This is a genomic window from Mangrovimonas sp. CR14 (genome assembly GCF_011764015.1).
In the GTDB taxonomy this organism is placed as follows: domain Bacteria; phylum Bacteroidota; class Bacteroidia; order Flavobacteriales; family Flavobacteriaceae; genus Mangrovimonas; species Mangrovimonas futianensis.
The window spans coordinates 88,550-104,315 of sequence record NZ_JAAFZY010000006.1 but is presented as its reverse complement, the minus strand read 5'-3'; the positions used below and the strand labels follow the sequence as shown (position 1 = coordinate 104,315).

The 15,766-nt window shown below is 36.5% G+C and carries 13 protein-coding genes; 6 read left to right on the top strand and 7 right to left on the bottom strand.

Features of this window, described 5'->3' with window-relative positions:
- Window positions 1-4: 4 nt before the first annotated feature.
- The 6 genes from GZ212_RS12950 (at window position 5) to GZ212_RS12925 (ending at window position 6,061) form a co-directional block, all read left to right on the top strand.
- Entirely contained in the window at window positions 5-1,006 is a 1,002-nt protein-coding gene (locus GZ212_RS12950; protein ID WP_166961022.1) for a hypothetical protein, read from the top strand.
- A 6-nt stretch (window positions 1,007-1,012) separates the two neighbouring features.
- Window positions 1,013-1,369 carry a preprotein translocase subunit SecG gene (gene secG / locus GZ212_RS12945; protein ID WP_166961020.1) on the top strand — a complete coding sequence of 119 codons (357 nt, stop codon included), beginning with the start codon at window positions 1,013-1,015 and terminating at the stop codon, window positions 1,367-1,369.
- A gap of 147 nt (window positions 1,370-1,516) precedes the next feature.
- On the top strand, window positions 1,517-1,792 hold the full coding sequence (gene groES / locus GZ212_RS12940) for a co-chaperone GroES (RefSeq protein ID WP_053970265.1): 276 nt from the start codon (window positions 1,517-1,519) through the stop codon (window positions 1,790-1,792).
- A 23-nt stretch (window positions 1,793-1,815) separates the two neighbouring features.
- Window positions 1,816-3,447, top strand: a complete 1,632-nt coding sequence (groL, locus tag GZ212_RS12935) for a chaperonin GroEL (protein WP_053970266.1) — start codon at window positions 1,816-1,818, stop codon at window positions 3,445-3,447.
- A gap of 229 nt (window positions 3,448-3,676) precedes the next feature.
- Window positions 3,677-4,939, top strand: coding sequence for a parallel beta-helix domain-containing protein (locus GZ212_RS12930; protein ID WP_166961017.1), 1,263 nt, complete (start codon window positions 3,677-3,679; stop codon window positions 4,937-4,939).
- A 63-nt stretch (window positions 4,940-5,002) separates the two neighbouring features.
- Window positions 5,003-6,061, top strand: a complete 1,059-nt coding sequence (locus tag GZ212_RS12925; RefSeq protein ID WP_166961014.1) for an SO2930 family diheme c-type cytochrome — start codon at window positions 5,003-5,005, stop codon at window positions 6,059-6,061.
- Between the two features lie 159 nt (window positions 6,062-6,220).
- Here GZ212_RS12925 and GZ212_RS12920 read toward each other — a convergent pair whose 3' ends face one another.
- The 7 genes from GZ212_RS12920 to GZ212_RS12890 all read right to left on the bottom strand — a co-directional run bounded on the left by GZ212_RS12920 (window position 6,221) and on the right by GZ212_RS12890 (window position 15,761).
- Entirely contained in the window at window positions 6,221-6,991 is a 771-nt protein-coding gene (locus tag GZ212_RS12920; protein WP_166961011.1) for a 3-hydroxybutyrate dehydrogenase, read from the bottom strand.
- Window positions 6,984-7,766 (bottom strand): alpha/beta fold hydrolase, encoded by a 783-nt coding sequence (locus GZ212_RS12915; RefSeq protein ID WP_166961008.1) that lies wholly within the window; start codon window positions 7,764-7,766, stop codon window positions 6,984-6,986. The genes GZ212_RS12920 and GZ212_RS12915 overlap by 8 nt, the downstream gene beginning before the upstream one ends.
- Window positions 7,767-7,778: 12 nt before the next feature.
- The gene (locus tag GZ212_RS12910; protein WP_166961005.1) at window positions 7,779-10,265 is read right to left on the bottom strand and encodes a TonB-dependent receptor; all 2,487 of its coding nucleotides are present in this window, start codon (window positions 10,263-10,265) and stop codon (window positions 7,779-7,781) included.
- A gap of 139 nt (window positions 10,266-10,404) precedes the next feature.
- On the bottom strand, window positions 10,405-11,835 hold the full coding sequence (locus GZ212_RS12905) for a hypothetical protein (protein ID WP_166961002.1): 1,431 nt from the start codon (window positions 11,833-11,835) through the stop codon (window positions 10,405-10,407).
- Complete coding sequence (locus GZ212_RS12900) at window positions 11,832-12,701, bottom strand: alpha/beta fold hydrolase (protein ID WP_166960999.1); 870 nt, start codon at window positions 12,699-12,701, stop codon at window positions 11,832-11,834. Before GZ212_RS12900 ends, GZ212_RS12905 begins: the two co-directional genes overlap by 4 nt.
- 77 nt (window positions 12,702-12,778) lie before the next feature.
- Entirely contained in the window at window positions 12,779-14,284 is a 1,506-nt protein-coding gene (locus GZ212_RS12895) for a class I adenylate-forming enzyme family protein (RefSeq protein WP_166960996.1), read from the bottom strand.
- Window positions 14,277-15,761: a sodium:solute symporter gene (locus GZ212_RS12890; RefSeq protein WP_166960993.1), complete on the bottom strand. Its 1,485-nt coding sequence runs from the start codon at window positions 15,759-15,761 to the stop codon at window positions 14,277-14,279. The genes GZ212_RS12895 and GZ212_RS12890 overlap by 8 nt, the downstream gene beginning before the upstream one ends.
- Window positions 15,762-15,766: the final 5 nt, after the last annotated feature.

The window sequence follows — 15,766 nt, the reverse complement described above, 5'->3', positions numbered from 1 at the left end:
CCTTATGAATCGAGCCGAATTCCATAATATTTTACAACATCCGCAGGACATTTCTTCTGCAGATGTGGACGGAATTCGGGCCATTGTTGATGCTTTCCCCTACTTTCAACCTGCTAGAGCACTTTATCTAAAAGCTTTAAAAGACGACGAAAGCTACAAATACAATCAAGAGTTAAAAACAACAGCCGCCTATACAACAGACAGAAGTATCTTGTTTGATTTTATTACTTCGGAAGATTTTCAGCAAAATGAAATTTCCAAGTCCATCAAACAAAATACTATTTATCTCAAAGAAATGGATGTTGATGCTGACGACATTTCGGTAGATAAAAAAGTTTCTGACGACCCAGAGTTAAAAAAACATATTGAAGACACCAAAGATGTTCTGGACCCCGATTTGTTTCAGCCCAAAATCAAAAAGGCTCCTATTGCCTATTTTGAATTGGACAAAACTGAGGAAATTACAGAATCAAAAAGTGATACTTCTTTAAACGACACTGAGGAAAATATCTCAGAAAATGAAGAGGAAACAACTTCAATTGATATTCTAAACATCGGAAAGCCTTTAGAGTTTGACGCAAAAGAAACCCACTCTTTCAATGAATGGTTAAAACTAACCTCTTACCAACCTATTGAAAGAAATGAGGAGTCAGACAAAAAGGATTCTTCAGAAAAAAGGGAACAACCGAAGGAAGTCTCTACTAAAACGGATGAAACAGAAACGGATAGAAAAAGGAAATTTGCTCTTATAGACAAGTTTATTTCTATCAATCCTAAGATTTCCCCAGAGAAATCCACAGGTAAAAACAAAAACTTGGCTGAGGAAAGTATTCTGCAACCTGACGCCTTGATGACAGAAACTTTAGCCCGAATTTATTTAGAGCAAAAAAACTATAAAAAGGCAATTCAATCTTATAAAATTTTAAGTTTGAAATATCCAGAAAAAAGTGGTTTCTTTGCAGACCAAATTAAAGCAGTAGAAAAATTACAAGAACAAAATAAATAATTTAAGATGAGTACGTTCACAATATTTTTAGTACTAATTGTTGTAGTAGCCTTTTTATTAGTCGTAGTGATTATGGTACAAAACCCTAAAGGAGGTGGACTTTCTTCTTCTTTTGGTGGTGGTGGAACCCAACAATTGGGAGGAGTTAAAAAAACATCGGACTTCTTGGACAAAAGTACTTGGACGTTGGCCGGAGTGATGTTGGCATTGATTCTATTATCTAATGTTACCATTCACAGAGGAGCTCAATCTAATGAATCAAAAGCATTAGACCCAGCAACAACGACTCAGCCAGTTACAACCCCAGATATTCCTGCTCCAGCAGAAAACGCAACAACTACAGCACAAGATTCTACAAAGTAATCTTTAAAAATATTTTAAAGAGCCAACCAATAGGTTGGCTTTTTTTATACCTCAAATTATAGTAAATGAAATTTTGTCAGTCCTTTGGCATTGGCATATTTTTAGCTTCTCCCAAAACAATAATTATTAAAATTAAATTTTAAACATATGGCATTAAACATTAAACCTTTAGCAGACAGAGTTCTTGTAGAACCTGTTGAAGCTGAAACTAAAACAGCTGCGGGAATTATCATTCCTGATAATGCAAAAGAGAAACCACAAAAGGGCAAAGTGGTTGCTGTTGGTAAAGGCACTAAAGACGAGCCCATGACTGTTCAAGTTGGAGACACTGTTCTATATGGAAAATATTCTGGAACAGAACTTAAATTGGATGGTAAGGACTATTTGATTATGCGTGAAAGCGACATTTTCGCAATTGTTTAATCTACTAAAAATTAAAATACAACATGGCAAAAGATATTAAATTTGACATTGAAGCACGCGACGGATTAAGACGTGGTGTTGACGCATTGGCAGACGCTGTAAAAGTAACCTTAGGACCTAAAGGTCGTAATGTAATCATAAGCAAAAGTTTTGGAGCTCCACAAGTAACTAAAGATGGGGTTTCTGTTGCAAAAGAAATTGAATTAGAAAACGCTCTTGAAAACATGGGAGCTCAAATGGTTAAGGAAGTAGCTTCTAAAACTAATGACTTAGCCGGAGATGGTACTACTACAGCTACTGTCTTAGCTCAAGCAATCGTCAAAGAAGGTTTGAAAAATGTGGCAGCAGGAGCTAATCCTATGGATTTAAAGCGTGGAATTGACAAAGCAGTTGAAGCCATTACTGCCGATTTAGAATCTCAAGCTAAAAAAGTTGGAAATTCTTCAGAAAAAATACAACAAGTAGCTGCCATTTCAGCTAATAATGATGATACCATTGGTGAATTAATCGCTAAAGCTTTTGGGAAAGTAGGCAAAGAAGGTGTTATCACTGTTGAAGAAGCTAAAGGAACTGATACGTATGTAGATGTGGTAGAAGGTATGCAGTTTGACAGAGGATATCTTTCTCCTTATTTTGTTACGGATGCAGATAAAATGGTTGCCGAATTAGACAACCCATACATCCTTTTATTCGATAAGAAAATCTCTAACCTACAAGAAATTCTTCCAATTCTTGAACCAGTTGCACAATCAGGCCGTCCTTTATTAATCATCTCTGAAGATGTAGAAGGTCAAGCTTTGGCTACATTGGTTGTTAACAAATTACGAGGTGGTTTAAAAATCGCTGCAGTGAAGGCTCCTGGATTTGGCGATAGAAGAAAAGCCATGTTAGAGGACATCGCTATTTTAACTGGAGGAACTGTAATTTCTGAAGAAAGAGGATTTTCTCTTGAGAATGCTGACTTAAGCATGTTAGGAACTGCAGAAACCGTTACCATTGATAAAGACAATACAACAATTGTTAACGGTGCTGGAAACCCTGAAGACATCAAAGGAAGAGTGAACCAGATCAAAGCTCAAATTGAAACCACTACTTCAGACTATGATAAAGAAAAACTACAAGAACGTTTAGCTAAGTTAGCTGGAGGTGTAGCTGTTCTTTATGTTGGTGCTGCAAGTGAAGTTGAGATGAAAGAGAAAAAAGACCGCGTTGATGATGCTTTACATGCTACAAGAGCCGCTGTAGAAGAAGGTATTGTTGCTGGTGGTGGTGTTGCCTTGGTTAGAGCTAAAAAAGTTCTTGAATCATTAACAACCGAAAACCTAGACGAAACAACAGGTGTTCAAATTGTAAATAAAGCCATTGAAGCACCTTTAAGAACTATTGTTGAAAATGCAGGAGGAGAAGGATCTGTAGTAATCAACAAAGTACTAGAAGGAGAAAAGGATTTTGGCTACGATGCCAAGAATGAGAAATATGTAGACATGTTTGAAGCGGGAATTATTGACCCTAAAAAGGTGACCCGTATTGCTCTTGAAAATGCTGCCTCTGTTTCTGGAATGATATTAACAACAGAATGCGCACTGGTAGACATCAAAGAAGATGAGCCTGCAATGCCTCCAATGGGAGGTGGCGGTATGCCAGGTATGATGTAATATAATTACAATCATATTAGCTTCATAAACAAGAGAGGGCCTTGAAAATTCAAGGTCCTCTCTGCATTTATACACTTTCAATTCAGTAAAATAACTGAAATTATAAGTCCGAAATTATCGTTGGACATCCAAATTTACATAGCATAGAGGAATCAGGAACACCTATTAATAGTTTTTTACAACCTTGGTTATCAATAAAATGTACTAACAATTCTTAAAAACCAAAGCTATGTATCAAACTATTAAAAAATTATTTTCGACAGTGAGTAAAGTCATGTGCTTTACTTTAATAATTACTTCTTGCAGTAATGACGACGACAACAATGATAATTTCCCCACTTCACCTTCAAACGTCATAACCATATCTCCTGGAGCTAATGCTCAAAATGAAGCCTTAGATGCATTTATTGAAGTTGAATCAGGTCAAACGATCCTTTTTGAAGCTGGAACCTTTAATTTCACCGGCAGTCTATCTATGACCGGTAAAAATGAAATAATCATCAAGGGATCTGGAAGAGACCAAACTTACTTGGATTTTAGCGCACAAACCTCTGGAGGAGAAGGTATACTAGTAGAAAACTCCACTAGTATCCGATTTGAAAATCTTACTATAAAAGACGCGGTAGGTGACGCACTCAAAACAAGGGAATGTACCAAAGTAAGCTTTGTAAATGTAGCCACCGTATGGTCTGGCGAACCCAGTTCTAATAATGGCGCTTACGGCTTATATCCCGTATTATGTGATGATGTATATATTGATAATTGCTATGCCTATGGTGCATCAGATTCGGGTATTTATGTGGGTCAATCTAACAATGTAATTGTTAAAAACACAGTAGCCGAAGGAAATGTTGGAGGAATCGAAATTGAGAACACAACCAATGCTGATGTATTTTATAATGATGTATTTGACAATACTGGAGGTATTTTAGTATTTGATCTACCTGGTCTCACTCAAAGCGGTAGTGGCACAAGGGTCTTCGACAATAATATTCACGATAATAACCGCAGTAATTTTGCTCCCGAAGGCAATATTATCGGTAATGTGCCGGCCGGAACAGGCATCATGGTATTAAGCACCAAAAATGTGGAGATTTTCTACAATTCTCTAGTCGACAACAATTTCACCAATATACTTGTTGCTAGCTATTTAATGGTAAATCCAAATCCACAGGACCCAACATTTAATCCATTTCCACAAGGTCTGAATATCCATGAGAATTCGTATACCATGTCAGGAACTGTCAATCCCAATCAACCCGCTTTAGCCCAAGCATTAATGCAATTGTTTCAACTAACCGGTTATCCTAATATTCTGCTGGATGGCATCTTGATGCAACCTACAGATGTTTGCCTTCAAGAAGCCACAGACCCTAGCTTCATAAACCTAAATGCCGCAGCAGACCCAACATTTGAATCTTTCACTATGGATACATCACCCCACGATTGTAGCCCCGATCCATTGCCACAAGTGGAATTTGACGAATTTTAACATCAATCATTCAAAAGTACGGCCTACCATTGGCTGTACTTTTTAACCATTTAAATATTAATTATGCGTTTATATTTAAAATATCTATTCAAGGGTATTATGGCCATGTTACTTTTTGCCTGCAGCACTTCAGATGACTATGTGGAAATCCCAACAACAGGTGTGAATATACCTTCAGGGACTCCGTTCAACACCCTTTCAGAATATAATTTTTTTATCGGAGACCTTAAAAATTTAAAACCTAATACTGAAGCTGGGATCATTCCATTTGACCTCAACACACCTCTATTTAGCGACTATGCCCTAAAAAAGCGATTTGTATATGTCCCAGAAGGAAAAACAATCGCTTATAATGATACGGAAGTTTTAAACTTCCCCTCCGGTTCTGTTTTGATAAAGAATTTTTATTATCAACTAGATGGTGAAGATTATATTATTGAAACACGATTATTAATAAAAACAGCCGCTACCTGGGAACCCGCTACCTATACATGGAACGATTCACAAACCGAAGCTTATCATTCCGTTGTAGGCGGTACTAAAAATATAACTATTACTATTGATGACACACAGCAAACCTTCAATTACTCAATTCCCAACGAAAACCAGTGTATTATCTGTCATGGAAACAACGGGAAAATAGAAGCCATAGGCCCTAGAATACATAACTTAAACAAAGACTTCAACTATGGTTCAAATACCGAAAATCAAATAACCCATTGGGCCAATCAAGGGATCTTGGAGCCTCCAACCAATACAAACATCCCGTCATGGCCTAAGTTTGAAGATACTACAGCAGATTTAAATGAACGAGCCAGAGCATATCTTGCGGTGAATTGTTCGTCGTGTCATTCAGCGGGGGGTGCTGCCAATAACTCTGGGCTTTACTTGGGCTATTTTAATGAAAACCCTTTAAGCCTTGGTATTTATAAAACACCGGTAGCAGCTGGGAGCGGGTCTGGAGGCTTTACATATGTCATTGAACCCGGAAATGCTTCGGAATCGATCCTCTTATACCGAATGAATTCCAGCGAGCTTGACATAAGAATGCCAGAAATAGGTAGGGAATTAATTCATAGTGAGGGTGTCGCTCTTATTGAGGAGTGGATTAATAGTCTTTGATTGAACGAATGCTAGGTTTAAAAAAGCCATAGTCCATTAAAGGCCCTTCTATTAAGAATTTGAAACGAAACAAATCATAAAAAAGTTGCCTAACTCAAAACAGTTAGGCAACTTAAAACGCTTACAATTAAACTAATTCAAAAATTAATTCTTTATTTCTTACTGAGCGCTCCAACCACCATCAAGGGCGAATGATGCACCCGTAATTGTGGATGAGGACTCCTTAGCCAAAAGCAATGCCGTATCTGCAATGGCCTGAATAGGCACAAACTCTTTAACGGCTTGTTTCTTTAACATGACCTTTGAGACCACTTGTTCTTCCGAAAGATTATGAGCTTTGGCTTGATCTTTAATCTGATTTTCCACTAAAGGGGTTTTCACATACCCGGGACAAATAGCATTACAGTTTATGTTATAAGGAGCTCCTTCGAGAGCCAAAACCTTGGTCATTCCTATTACCCCATGTTTGGCAGCAATATAAGCAACCTTAAACTCTGAAGCTCTTAAACCATGAACTGAAGAGACATTGATAATTCTACCAAATTTCTGCTTTTTAAAATATGTCCATGCTGCTTTAGACGCATAAAAGGACGCATTCATGTTAATTGAAATAATAGACTCATATTTGTCATTTGGAAATTCATCGATTGGCGATACAAATTGAATTCCCGCATTGTTTATCAAAACATGAATTCCTCCCAACAACTTAACTGTATCCGATATCAATCCTTCAATACTGCTTGGATCCATCAGATTTGCATTGGAAAATGCCACATTTATATTATGAGCTTCACCTATTTTATCAGCAATTTCCTGTCCATTTTCTTCTAAACCATGAAACATAATATCATAGCCATGAATTGCAAAATGCTTAGCAATTCCCAATCCGATGCCACTGGTGCTACCAGTTATTAAAACGACTTTATTCATTTTTCAAAAAATTGTACAAAGTTTGATTAAATGCTAGCGACTGATCCATAACCACTGCATGTCTAGAATTTTCAATAATCTCTAAACGTGCATTTGCCATTCTGGAAACATACTCCTTCTTAAAATCCACAGAGGTGTAATCCATATCAGAGGCAATAACCAAGGTAGCGTGATCTATTTTTTTCAAATCTTCACCTAGTCCCCAGGACATCAATGTCAAAAAAGATTTTTCATAGGCCTTGGGATGATTTTCTTTGCAACGCTTTTCAAAAATCATTCGCATCTCCTTTTGATCTTCCTCAGGAAACATGTTGTATGAGATTTCAGCAGCCAATTCGTCCAAGCCTCTTGTTCTCAAAAATTCGGTTCGATGGCTAATCAAATCGTCTCCAATTTGCCCCATCCCATTAAAATCTGGTCCACTATTAACAATCACCATTTTATCCACATACTCTGGATGCGAAACCGCCATTTGAAAAGCAACGGCACCTCCCATTGAAAATCCTACAAAATGAGCATGTTCAATTTGTAACTCATCCATGAGTTGTTTGACATCCTCTACCATAAATGAGACTCCGTAATCTTCCTTTGGAATTGTAGTATTTCCATGAGCTCTTAAATCTGGTGCCAAAACTCTAAACTCTTTAGAGAAAAATGGCACCTGAGCATCCCAATCTTGTTTGGTGGAACCCAGACCGTGAAGTAATATGATGGGACTACCTTGACCTTGATCAAGGTAATCCAACTCAATATTATTTACATTTACTTTGGGCATTTTCAATTTGGTTTACTGGTTCTTATTTTTCTTGAAAAAGTCTATAGTATATTTCAACTCAAAAGAAACCAGTGTCTGCATCGCTGGAGAAGCCACAAATTGTCTTACTTCAGCATTAAATAAGTTGGTAACACTTGCACCTGCTGTAAAATTATCTGTGATATAATAACCTACATTTGCATCAACTGTAAATCCACCCAATTGCCCATAATTCCATGTTCTTCCATTTTGTGCATTTTCAATAACATCATTAACCCCATCACCATTTAAATCTTGAGTTTCAGCAGCTATATTGATACCAGAGAAGAAATCATATTTTTGAGTCCAGTTTCCAAAAATGGTCCCGTAAAACTTTTTACCAGAATAATGTAACCCTAAACCAGCCTTATGCTCTGGTGTATTTACAGGAAGTTCTGTTTCCAATACAACACCATCTAAGTTTCCATCATTATTCATGTCATTTTTATCCAAATGACGTCCGAAATAAGAATAATTTAAAGAGGTTCTCCATTGATCAGATAAGTAATAATTCAATCCCAAGTCCAGTCCATAGGTATCTACATGACCAAAATTCAAATACGTAAGTACAAAGGACCCGTCTGACCCTTCAACCACATCACCTATAGGTTGGTCACCAATATGGGTTACAAATTTTCCATTTGCTGCATCTGCAATATTTCTTAGTGGACTAATGAAATTATCAGATTGGTTGTAGTAAGCACTAACATCAATAAACATCTTTTTAGATAACTTCCCTTTGAACCCTAATTCATATGAATTGATAGTTTCAACCTGTAATTTGTCTATTGTAGAACCATCACTCAACGTAAAGCCTTCTCCATTACCTAAAACCAAGCCACCAAACAGATTACCTTTCAAGTTTAAGATAGATGGTACCGCTATACCTCTACCATATGTTAATCTGAAGGTTCCAGCGTTAATTTTCTTAGTAATAGCTGCCTTTGGAATAAAATTGGAGCCATATAAATCGTGGTTATCAACTCTAGCTGCAAATAAGAAATTCCATCCAGAATCCTCAAGTCGGTATTCAACTTGACCATAGAAACCTAATTGGGCAATATCAATACTTCCGTCCTGATCCAATAAATAAGTTCCTTTAGAGTCAGCCATATCCAGCTGGTATTGACCACCCGCTGTTAAATAGAATTGATTCCAATTGTTGTTATACTGGGCTTCAGCATTAAATCTACGAGAAGCATCCTTAAAAACAGCCCCTCTTTGCAATGCCACACCAGTTCCTGGCCCCGTTGGAAACCATTGTTCAGTATAAGAGCGCTCCAAAGCCTCCTCTTCTGAAAACCCGTTATTTATGAAAGACACATAGTTTTGTGTTCTTTGGTTCATAGCATACGTATCGTCTGTATTACTCCAAGTGTAGTACGTATTTGCAAAAACATGTTTTGACACGTATTTTAACTGAGCCACATCAATTGTCCAGTCCTTTATTAAATTTCTACCTGCATTAGTAATAGCGATATTATTGTTATTACTATGCCCATAATATCCTATAATTTCAGATCCTGGAGCTGGTTTAAAATATAATCCTGTACCATATTTTGTTGTGTTGAAATCATAATCAATTCCTAATTCTTTATAACCTTCAGTACCTACATATACTGTATCAACATAATTGAAATCTTCTCCTTGAGACCTTTCAAAATGAACTTTATAGGCGAACTTATCACTCACCGCTTGCGCATGTCTTACCCTAGCGGACAATACTTTTTGATTTCCTCCTCCAAAAGCGAGTGTTGTTCCTTCAGAAGTTCTTGGATTCTTTGTAATTGTGCTTATCAAACCATTATGAGCGTTTGGCCCGTAAAGAGTTCCGTTTGGACCTAATAAAATCTCAACGCGTTCAATATCATCCTTTGTAACTGTAGCAAATGTTCCTAACGGCAAACCTGTAGCAATCAATGTAGACAAACGATCATCTGTAACTTGTAAATTTTTAGAATTAAAAGCTGAATTAAATCCGCGAATATTAATTCCTGTACCTAGGACACCGCTTCGAATAAAATCCACACCTTTCTCTCTCGCCGCTAACTCACCAACATTAAAACTTGAATATTCTTTAATGGTTTTTGAATCAATCACATTAACCGTAGCTGGAACATCAGTCAGCTTTTGAGGTTGCTTGTTAACGGTAAGGATAACCTCATCTAGAACACTTGAAGATTCCTCTAGCGTTTTGTTTAATGTTACCGTTTGACCAGACGCAATTGTTACTTGTTCTTTGATTGTGGTATATCCCACAAAAGAAATAGAAACCTCATAGGTTCCCTCTGGGATTTCACTAAGTTTAAAGTTACCATCAAAATCACTCATGGTTCCTTTCCTTAACGATTCGATATAAATCGATGCACCTGATAGAGGCTCATTGGAGCTATCTAAAATTTTACCTTCAAGAACCCCCTCGCTTTGAGCTAGAGCCAAAAAGGAATTAAAAAAAATGAGAATAAAGCATAGTTTTTTCATAGTTAAAACTTGATTAAATTAGTTTGTGCACGCAATCTAATTGTATTGAAAAAGAAAATGGGATTGAAAGAATAACTGTAGGCGTGTGACTTTTTATATTCACTTTGATTTTAAACTAAAAAACAACTGAAAACACCCATTAAATGGACTCAAACAAAACGTGCGACTTTAATTTCTCAAATGCTTCTGGTAAATTTTTTGAGAGCTTTTCAATGACTTTGGCCATCAATTCTTTTTGGTTTGAAGTCGCTTCAATATCAACTAAAGGATCTTTAATTTCTTTCAAAAGCACCTCAGAGCTAATTTTACCCTCCATAAAGCGTGATAAAGAAATACTCCATGCAATATTAGGCACATAATTATTTTTAAGCTTTCTTTCGTTTTCTCGCTCTTCCAAATGATACTTCGAGGAAACTTTAAGAACTTCTCCATACTTTTCTTGAGATACCAAAGCACTGACATAGGATGTAAAAAAATGATGCCATCTATGCTTTAGAATATCTTCATTGTATTTCTTAAGGAATATTTCAGCAGTTGATATGGCCAAATCGGCTTTCCCCAATTCAATATAGGTACGAATCAAGTAGGACGCATATCCTATTTTTTGATGATAATTATGAGTTTCTTGATATAGTTTTACATGTTTATTCAGTAATCTCCTAGCCTCTGTCGCCTTATGAGCTCTTAATAAAATAGCCACTAAATTATTGACATACATAAGGGTATCATTGTTCTCATACCGCACTGAGAGATAACCAAAATACTCTGCTTTTTTAAAATCCCCTTCTTTAGAATGCAAAAGAACCCTACTGGCATAATAATTACAAAGTAATCGTTTGGAATACATCATTCCATTGCTGAAAAACCGATCTATTTTTTCGAATAAAATCTCTAGCTTTTGATTCTCTCCATAGTTGGTATACATGAAGGCCAATAAAACAAAGGCCTGATATCTATTTTTACCATCTATGGTTTCATTCTCAAAAATATCCATCAACCATGACTCCATATGACTGGTCTCTTGATTGTTCAAGGTGTATTGATCGGTTATGGCAGAGGTAGCATGATATAATTTATCCTTTACCTGCATGGATTGCTCATAGGCCCCTTTGAATTCCTCCAGAAATCGCGAAACAATTTGATGATCATTATATCGCATTCTCACCAATAAATAAGGCTTATATTCTCTGGCTAAATCATACAACGTCTGAAAATTAAACTCTATAGACTTATATTGTGTCAAGTAGCCCAAAAACTCAGCTTCATCATCAGCCGTAATGGCATCCGTTAAAATCTTCCTTTTTAAATCAATAAGCCACTCCAGAGTCAAATCTACATCGATGGCTCTAATTCGCTTCTCCACCCAATTCTTGATGTAAGAGTATTTTCTTTTGTTAATGGAGTCATCAAATTCTTCAAACCCAATCTGATTTAAACAATTACTAATCAATAAATCAAAAATAGCCTTCTTTTCAACGTCCAGAAAATTCTCTTTGGAAGCTAAATACCTCGCTTCATTAGGAAGTAGCTGTTTATTGAATTCGGTAAATTTTTTAAGCTTAACTTTCATGGCTTTTGGAGAAATGAATTTATTAAGGCATTGACTTCTTCAGGTTTTTCAAACTGAACAAAATGTCCGGCATCGTCCACCATTTCCAATTGGGCTCCCTTAATTTTTTCTATTGCTAACTGCCCTATCTCTTTGGTAGTTGAATTAGGATGCAAATATTTATTTGGTATTAAATAATCCTTGGAACCAAAAATGACCAAAGTTGGTTTTGAAATAGCCTTCAAATCATCGAATACTGGCTCATCTAACATACCATGAACACTTCGCACTATGGCTTGGACATGCTGATAAAAATCTGAGGCTTCCCTAATATTTTTCCGGTCCTCAATCATAATTTCAACTTCCTTTGGAGCTTTGTAAAAATTCAAAGCGTAGTTCTTTTCTATTTGCGCTTCAGAAGTACTTTTCACGAAATCTTCAGTAAACGCATTTTTTAAAAACTGTGCCTCTTGACCTGAAAAGGTTTCTATTCCCGCAGGAGCTATCAAAATCAGCTTTTCAACTAACTCAGGATACGACTCAGTAAATTTAATAGCTGCCTGGCCTCCCATGGAGTGACCAACCAAAATGACATGATCTAACTTTTGATTTTCCATAAACCTACGAACTACCTTTGCATAAAAACTTGGCGTATAGGCAGCGTCTACCTTGCTAGATTTACCAAAACCAGGCAAATCCAAAGCATAGCAGGTATAATTCTCTTGAAGTCTTGAAATGTTATTTGACCATGCCTCGAGATTACTACTTAGCCCGTGAATAAAAAGTAAATTTTTATCTGAGTTACCTTGCTTTACATAAGCAATTTCCATTGAATCTAAAGACACATATTGGGTGTCAAATGAGTAGGCGGTTAAGATATCTTTCATCTTACCTGACGCTTTTTGGGCTTGTACATACATACTACAAACGATAATAAAACACAACGTAAATTGACGACACATTTTCACTCTTGGCTTATGGTTTTGAAATATTTTAATAGTTTCTTCCTGGACACCTTGCTCAAACTTGTCAAGGGAATTTCGTCTAAAATAAAGATGGACCTTGGATGCTTAAATGACACTAAGGTTTGATCTAAATAGTTCTTTATAGTTTCCACTTTTAAATTGCTCCCTTCCATTTTAGCCACAAAAGCTAAGCCACATTGCCCCCATTTTTCATCTTCAACACTCAAAACCACGGCCTTCTTGACCTCTTTTATTTGTTCTAAATGCATTTCTATTTCTTGAGGATAAATATTTTCACCTCCAGAAATATACATATCATTCTTTCTTCCTTTGATATACAAAAATCCATCCTCATCGCGGTGAGCAAAGTCGCCAGTATGCAGCCACCCATTTTTTATTTTACTCTTGGTTTTGACAGAGTTATTCCAATATCCTGGAGTTACTACTTCTCCTTTAATACACAACTCGCCAATTTCATTTGTTTTGGCCAGTTCGCCATTTTTATTCAAAATTTTCAATTCCAAATAAAAATTGGGTTTCCCAATAGAATTTGGTTTAGTTAGTATCATATTGTGGTGCAAAGAGGTAATACTGGGACCTGCCTCGGTTAACCCATAACCCGGCCTTATTAGAATCCCCTTTTCTTCCTTCCAATAGGAGACCATCGAACTAGGGACCGTTTCTCCTCCAGAAATAATATACCTCAAATTTGACAATTCAACCTCCTTAAAAACTGGCGATTTTTGCATCATTAGAAGCATGGTAGGAAGTGCCATGAACAATGTCGTATCATAAATACTTAAAAGTCTTAGAACCTTTTCAGGGTCAAATTTTTCAACCATACAAATATGCCCTCCTTTATGCAGTAAAGGTGTCACAAAAATGTTCCATCCCGAAGTATGGTATGGTGGCAAGGAGTTAATGGTAGAATCTCTATATGTTATCCCTAATTGCATGGAGGTGTTCAGACTATTCCAAAACATCATTTTGTTTGTATACAACACACCCTTTGGAGCACCAGTTGTGCCAGAGGTATAAAAAATAAAGACCGGATTTTCTTCCTTGATTGGTAAATCCCTTTGGCAAACTCCAATAGGATTCATATAAATCTCTCGAATGACCTCCCTAGACAACACCTTAATATCTGAGATATCTAACGTTGGTAATTTATCCTTTTGAGAGTCTGAAACAACCATAAGACTGGGAGTACAATCTTTTATCAATCGAGCTAATTCAGAATTGGAAAATCGGAAATTCAAGGGGACAAGCATGAGTCCCATTCTTTGACATGCTACAAACAGAACGATATATTCCAGACAATGCTCTGAGAGGACGGCCACCCTATCGCCTTCAGAAAGACCAATATCAAAAAAACGATCAATCAATCGATCTGCATAGGTATCCAACTGGGCATATGAATAAGTTTCATTTCGCTCAAAGGAGGTAAGGGCTATTTTATTAGGTGTGTAATCTGCCCATTTTCGTATCCAATCCAATCTATCCATTTGTTCTTGAATCTATTTTGTTAATAATTAATCCCACACATAGTGAGATAACGATTCCTATTGCAGCGGACACTCCAGGATTGTTCACTGGTTCTTGCATATAGGGCGTAATCCTTCCATAATATATACCAAAATGCACTACTAGCGATACGATGCTTGCTATAAAAACTGCACGTGTAGAAACTGTTTTAAAGAAAGTTCCAAAAAGCACGGGCACAAAAGCGGCTCCAAAATAGGCATAGACCCCATTTTGAGCAAAAATGGCAACACTCACATTAGGATTTTTTATTTGAGCCCAACTAAAAAGAAAACTTACGACGGCCAAAACCACAACAACTAGCTTATTAACTATGATGATATTTTCAGGCATCCTTTCTTTTAAAATTGGCTTTAAAATATCTGAAGTAATCGTAATGGACAGGGATTGAATTAAACTTTCTAAAGTAGATAATCCAGCAGATATTAAACCAACAACAATAACCAATCCTACTCCTACTGAAAATGTTTGTACCACATAAGTTGGAACTATTTCATCCATTTTTAAAGAGACACCATTCACGGAAAGATCTGGAAAGCTCATCCTTGCATATAGTCCAACGATAACTACCGAAAAGAAAACCAGCATAAAAACAATACCACTAAATAAATAGGAATTAATTTTTGACTGGTCTTTTAAGAGAAGTGATTTGGTTATAATATGTGGTTGACATACGACGGCAATTCCTATTACTATTTGACAGAATATAATCTCAAAATAGTCCCTAAACAGAAAACTTGAAGCATTAGTAGGTTTTGCCAATTGAGGATCTATGGCACTTAAATCATTTAACAATCCTGAGATCCCATTAGAGAAATACTCATAACCAGAACCGACCAAAATCAAGGCTACTATAAACATAATAATAGCCTGTATAGTATTGGTGTACACCATGGAGTTAGCTCCACCAAACATCATGTAGCCAAAAACAAAAACGGTGATTCCTAATAAAACATAAAAAGGCTCAACATTTAGGGATTTTGAAATTACCTGCGTAATCCCAACATTAATTAACACAATGAAGGTGATTAACAGCAATGCAATCACGCCAAAAAACAACTTATAAGAATCGCTATTGTATCGTTTTCCAATCCATTGCGCCATGGTTGTCGCCTTAACCGACTGACCATATTTGGCATACCCTTTTGTAAAAACAATAAGTGAAATTAATGCCGCCAAAGGAAAAACAACCCCAAAGGATAAAACACCAGACATACCGTACAAAGCAATAAAGCCCGGATTAATAATAAACGTAGCTGCACTTGTCATTGAAGCCGCAAGGGAGAGCCCTACAACCCAAGAAGGAAACCCTAAATTACCAACGGCATAATCAGCAATACTGGAGGTTTTCCTCGCTCCTCTAATAACAAAAAATAAAATTACAGCTGCGTAAATGGATAAAAGAATCCACATATAAGCAGACATAGTAGTTGAAGCCATAAATA

What these genes read in the sequence shown, in the direction of transcription:
- GZ212_RS12950 (WP_166961022.1), top strand. Translation starts at nt 5, where the DNA reads ATGAATCGAGCCGAATTCCATAATATTTTACAACATCCGCAGGACATT.
- groES (WP_053970265.1), top strand. Translation starts at nt 1,517, where the DNA reads ATGGCATTAAACATTAAACCTTTAGCAGACAGAGTTCTTGTAGAACCT.
- GZ212_RS12925 (WP_166961014.1), top strand. Translation starts at nt 5,003, where the DNA reads ATGCGTTTATATTTAAAATATCTATTCAAGGGTATTATGGCCATGTTA.
- groL (WP_053970266.1), top strand. Translation starts at nt 1,816, where the DNA reads ATGGCAAAAGATATTAAATTTGACATTGAAGCACGCGACGGATTAAGA.
- GZ212_RS12915 (WP_166961008.1), bottom strand. Translation starts at nt 7,766, where the DNA reads ATGCCCAAAGTAAATGTAAATAATATTGAGTTGGATTACCTTGATCAA.
- GZ212_RS12900 (WP_166960999.1), bottom strand. Translation starts at nt 12,701, where the DNA reads ATGAAAGATATCTTAACCGCCTACTCATTTGACACCCAATATGTGTCT.
- secG (WP_166961020.1), top strand. Translation starts at nt 1,013, where the DNA reads ATGAGTACGTTCACAATATTTTTAGTACTAATTGTTGTAGTAGCCTTT.
- GZ212_RS12920 (WP_166961011.1), bottom strand. Translation starts at nt 6,991, where the DNA reads ATGAATAAAGTCGTTTTAATAACTGGTAGCACCAGTGGCATCGGATTG.
- GZ212_RS12930 (WP_166961017.1), top strand. Translation starts at nt 3,677, where the DNA reads ATGTATCAAACTATTAAAAAATTATTTTCGACAGTGAGTAAAGTCATG.
- GZ212_RS12895 (WP_166960996.1), bottom strand. Translation starts at nt 14,284, where the DNA reads ATGGATAGATTGGATTGGATACGAAAATGGGCAGATTACACACCTAAT.
- GZ212_RS12910 (WP_166961005.1), bottom strand. Translation starts at nt 10,265, where the DNA reads ATGAAAAAACTATGCTTTATTCTCATTTTTTTTAATTCCTTTTTGGCT.
- GZ212_RS12890 (WP_166960993.1), bottom strand. Translation starts at nt 15,761, where the DNA reads ATGGCTTCAACTACTATGTCTGCTTATATGTGGATTCTTTTATCCATT.
- GZ212_RS12905 (WP_166961002.1), bottom strand. Translation starts at nt 11,835, where the DNA reads ATGAAAGTTAAGCTTAAAAAATTTACCGAATTCAATAAACAGCTACTT.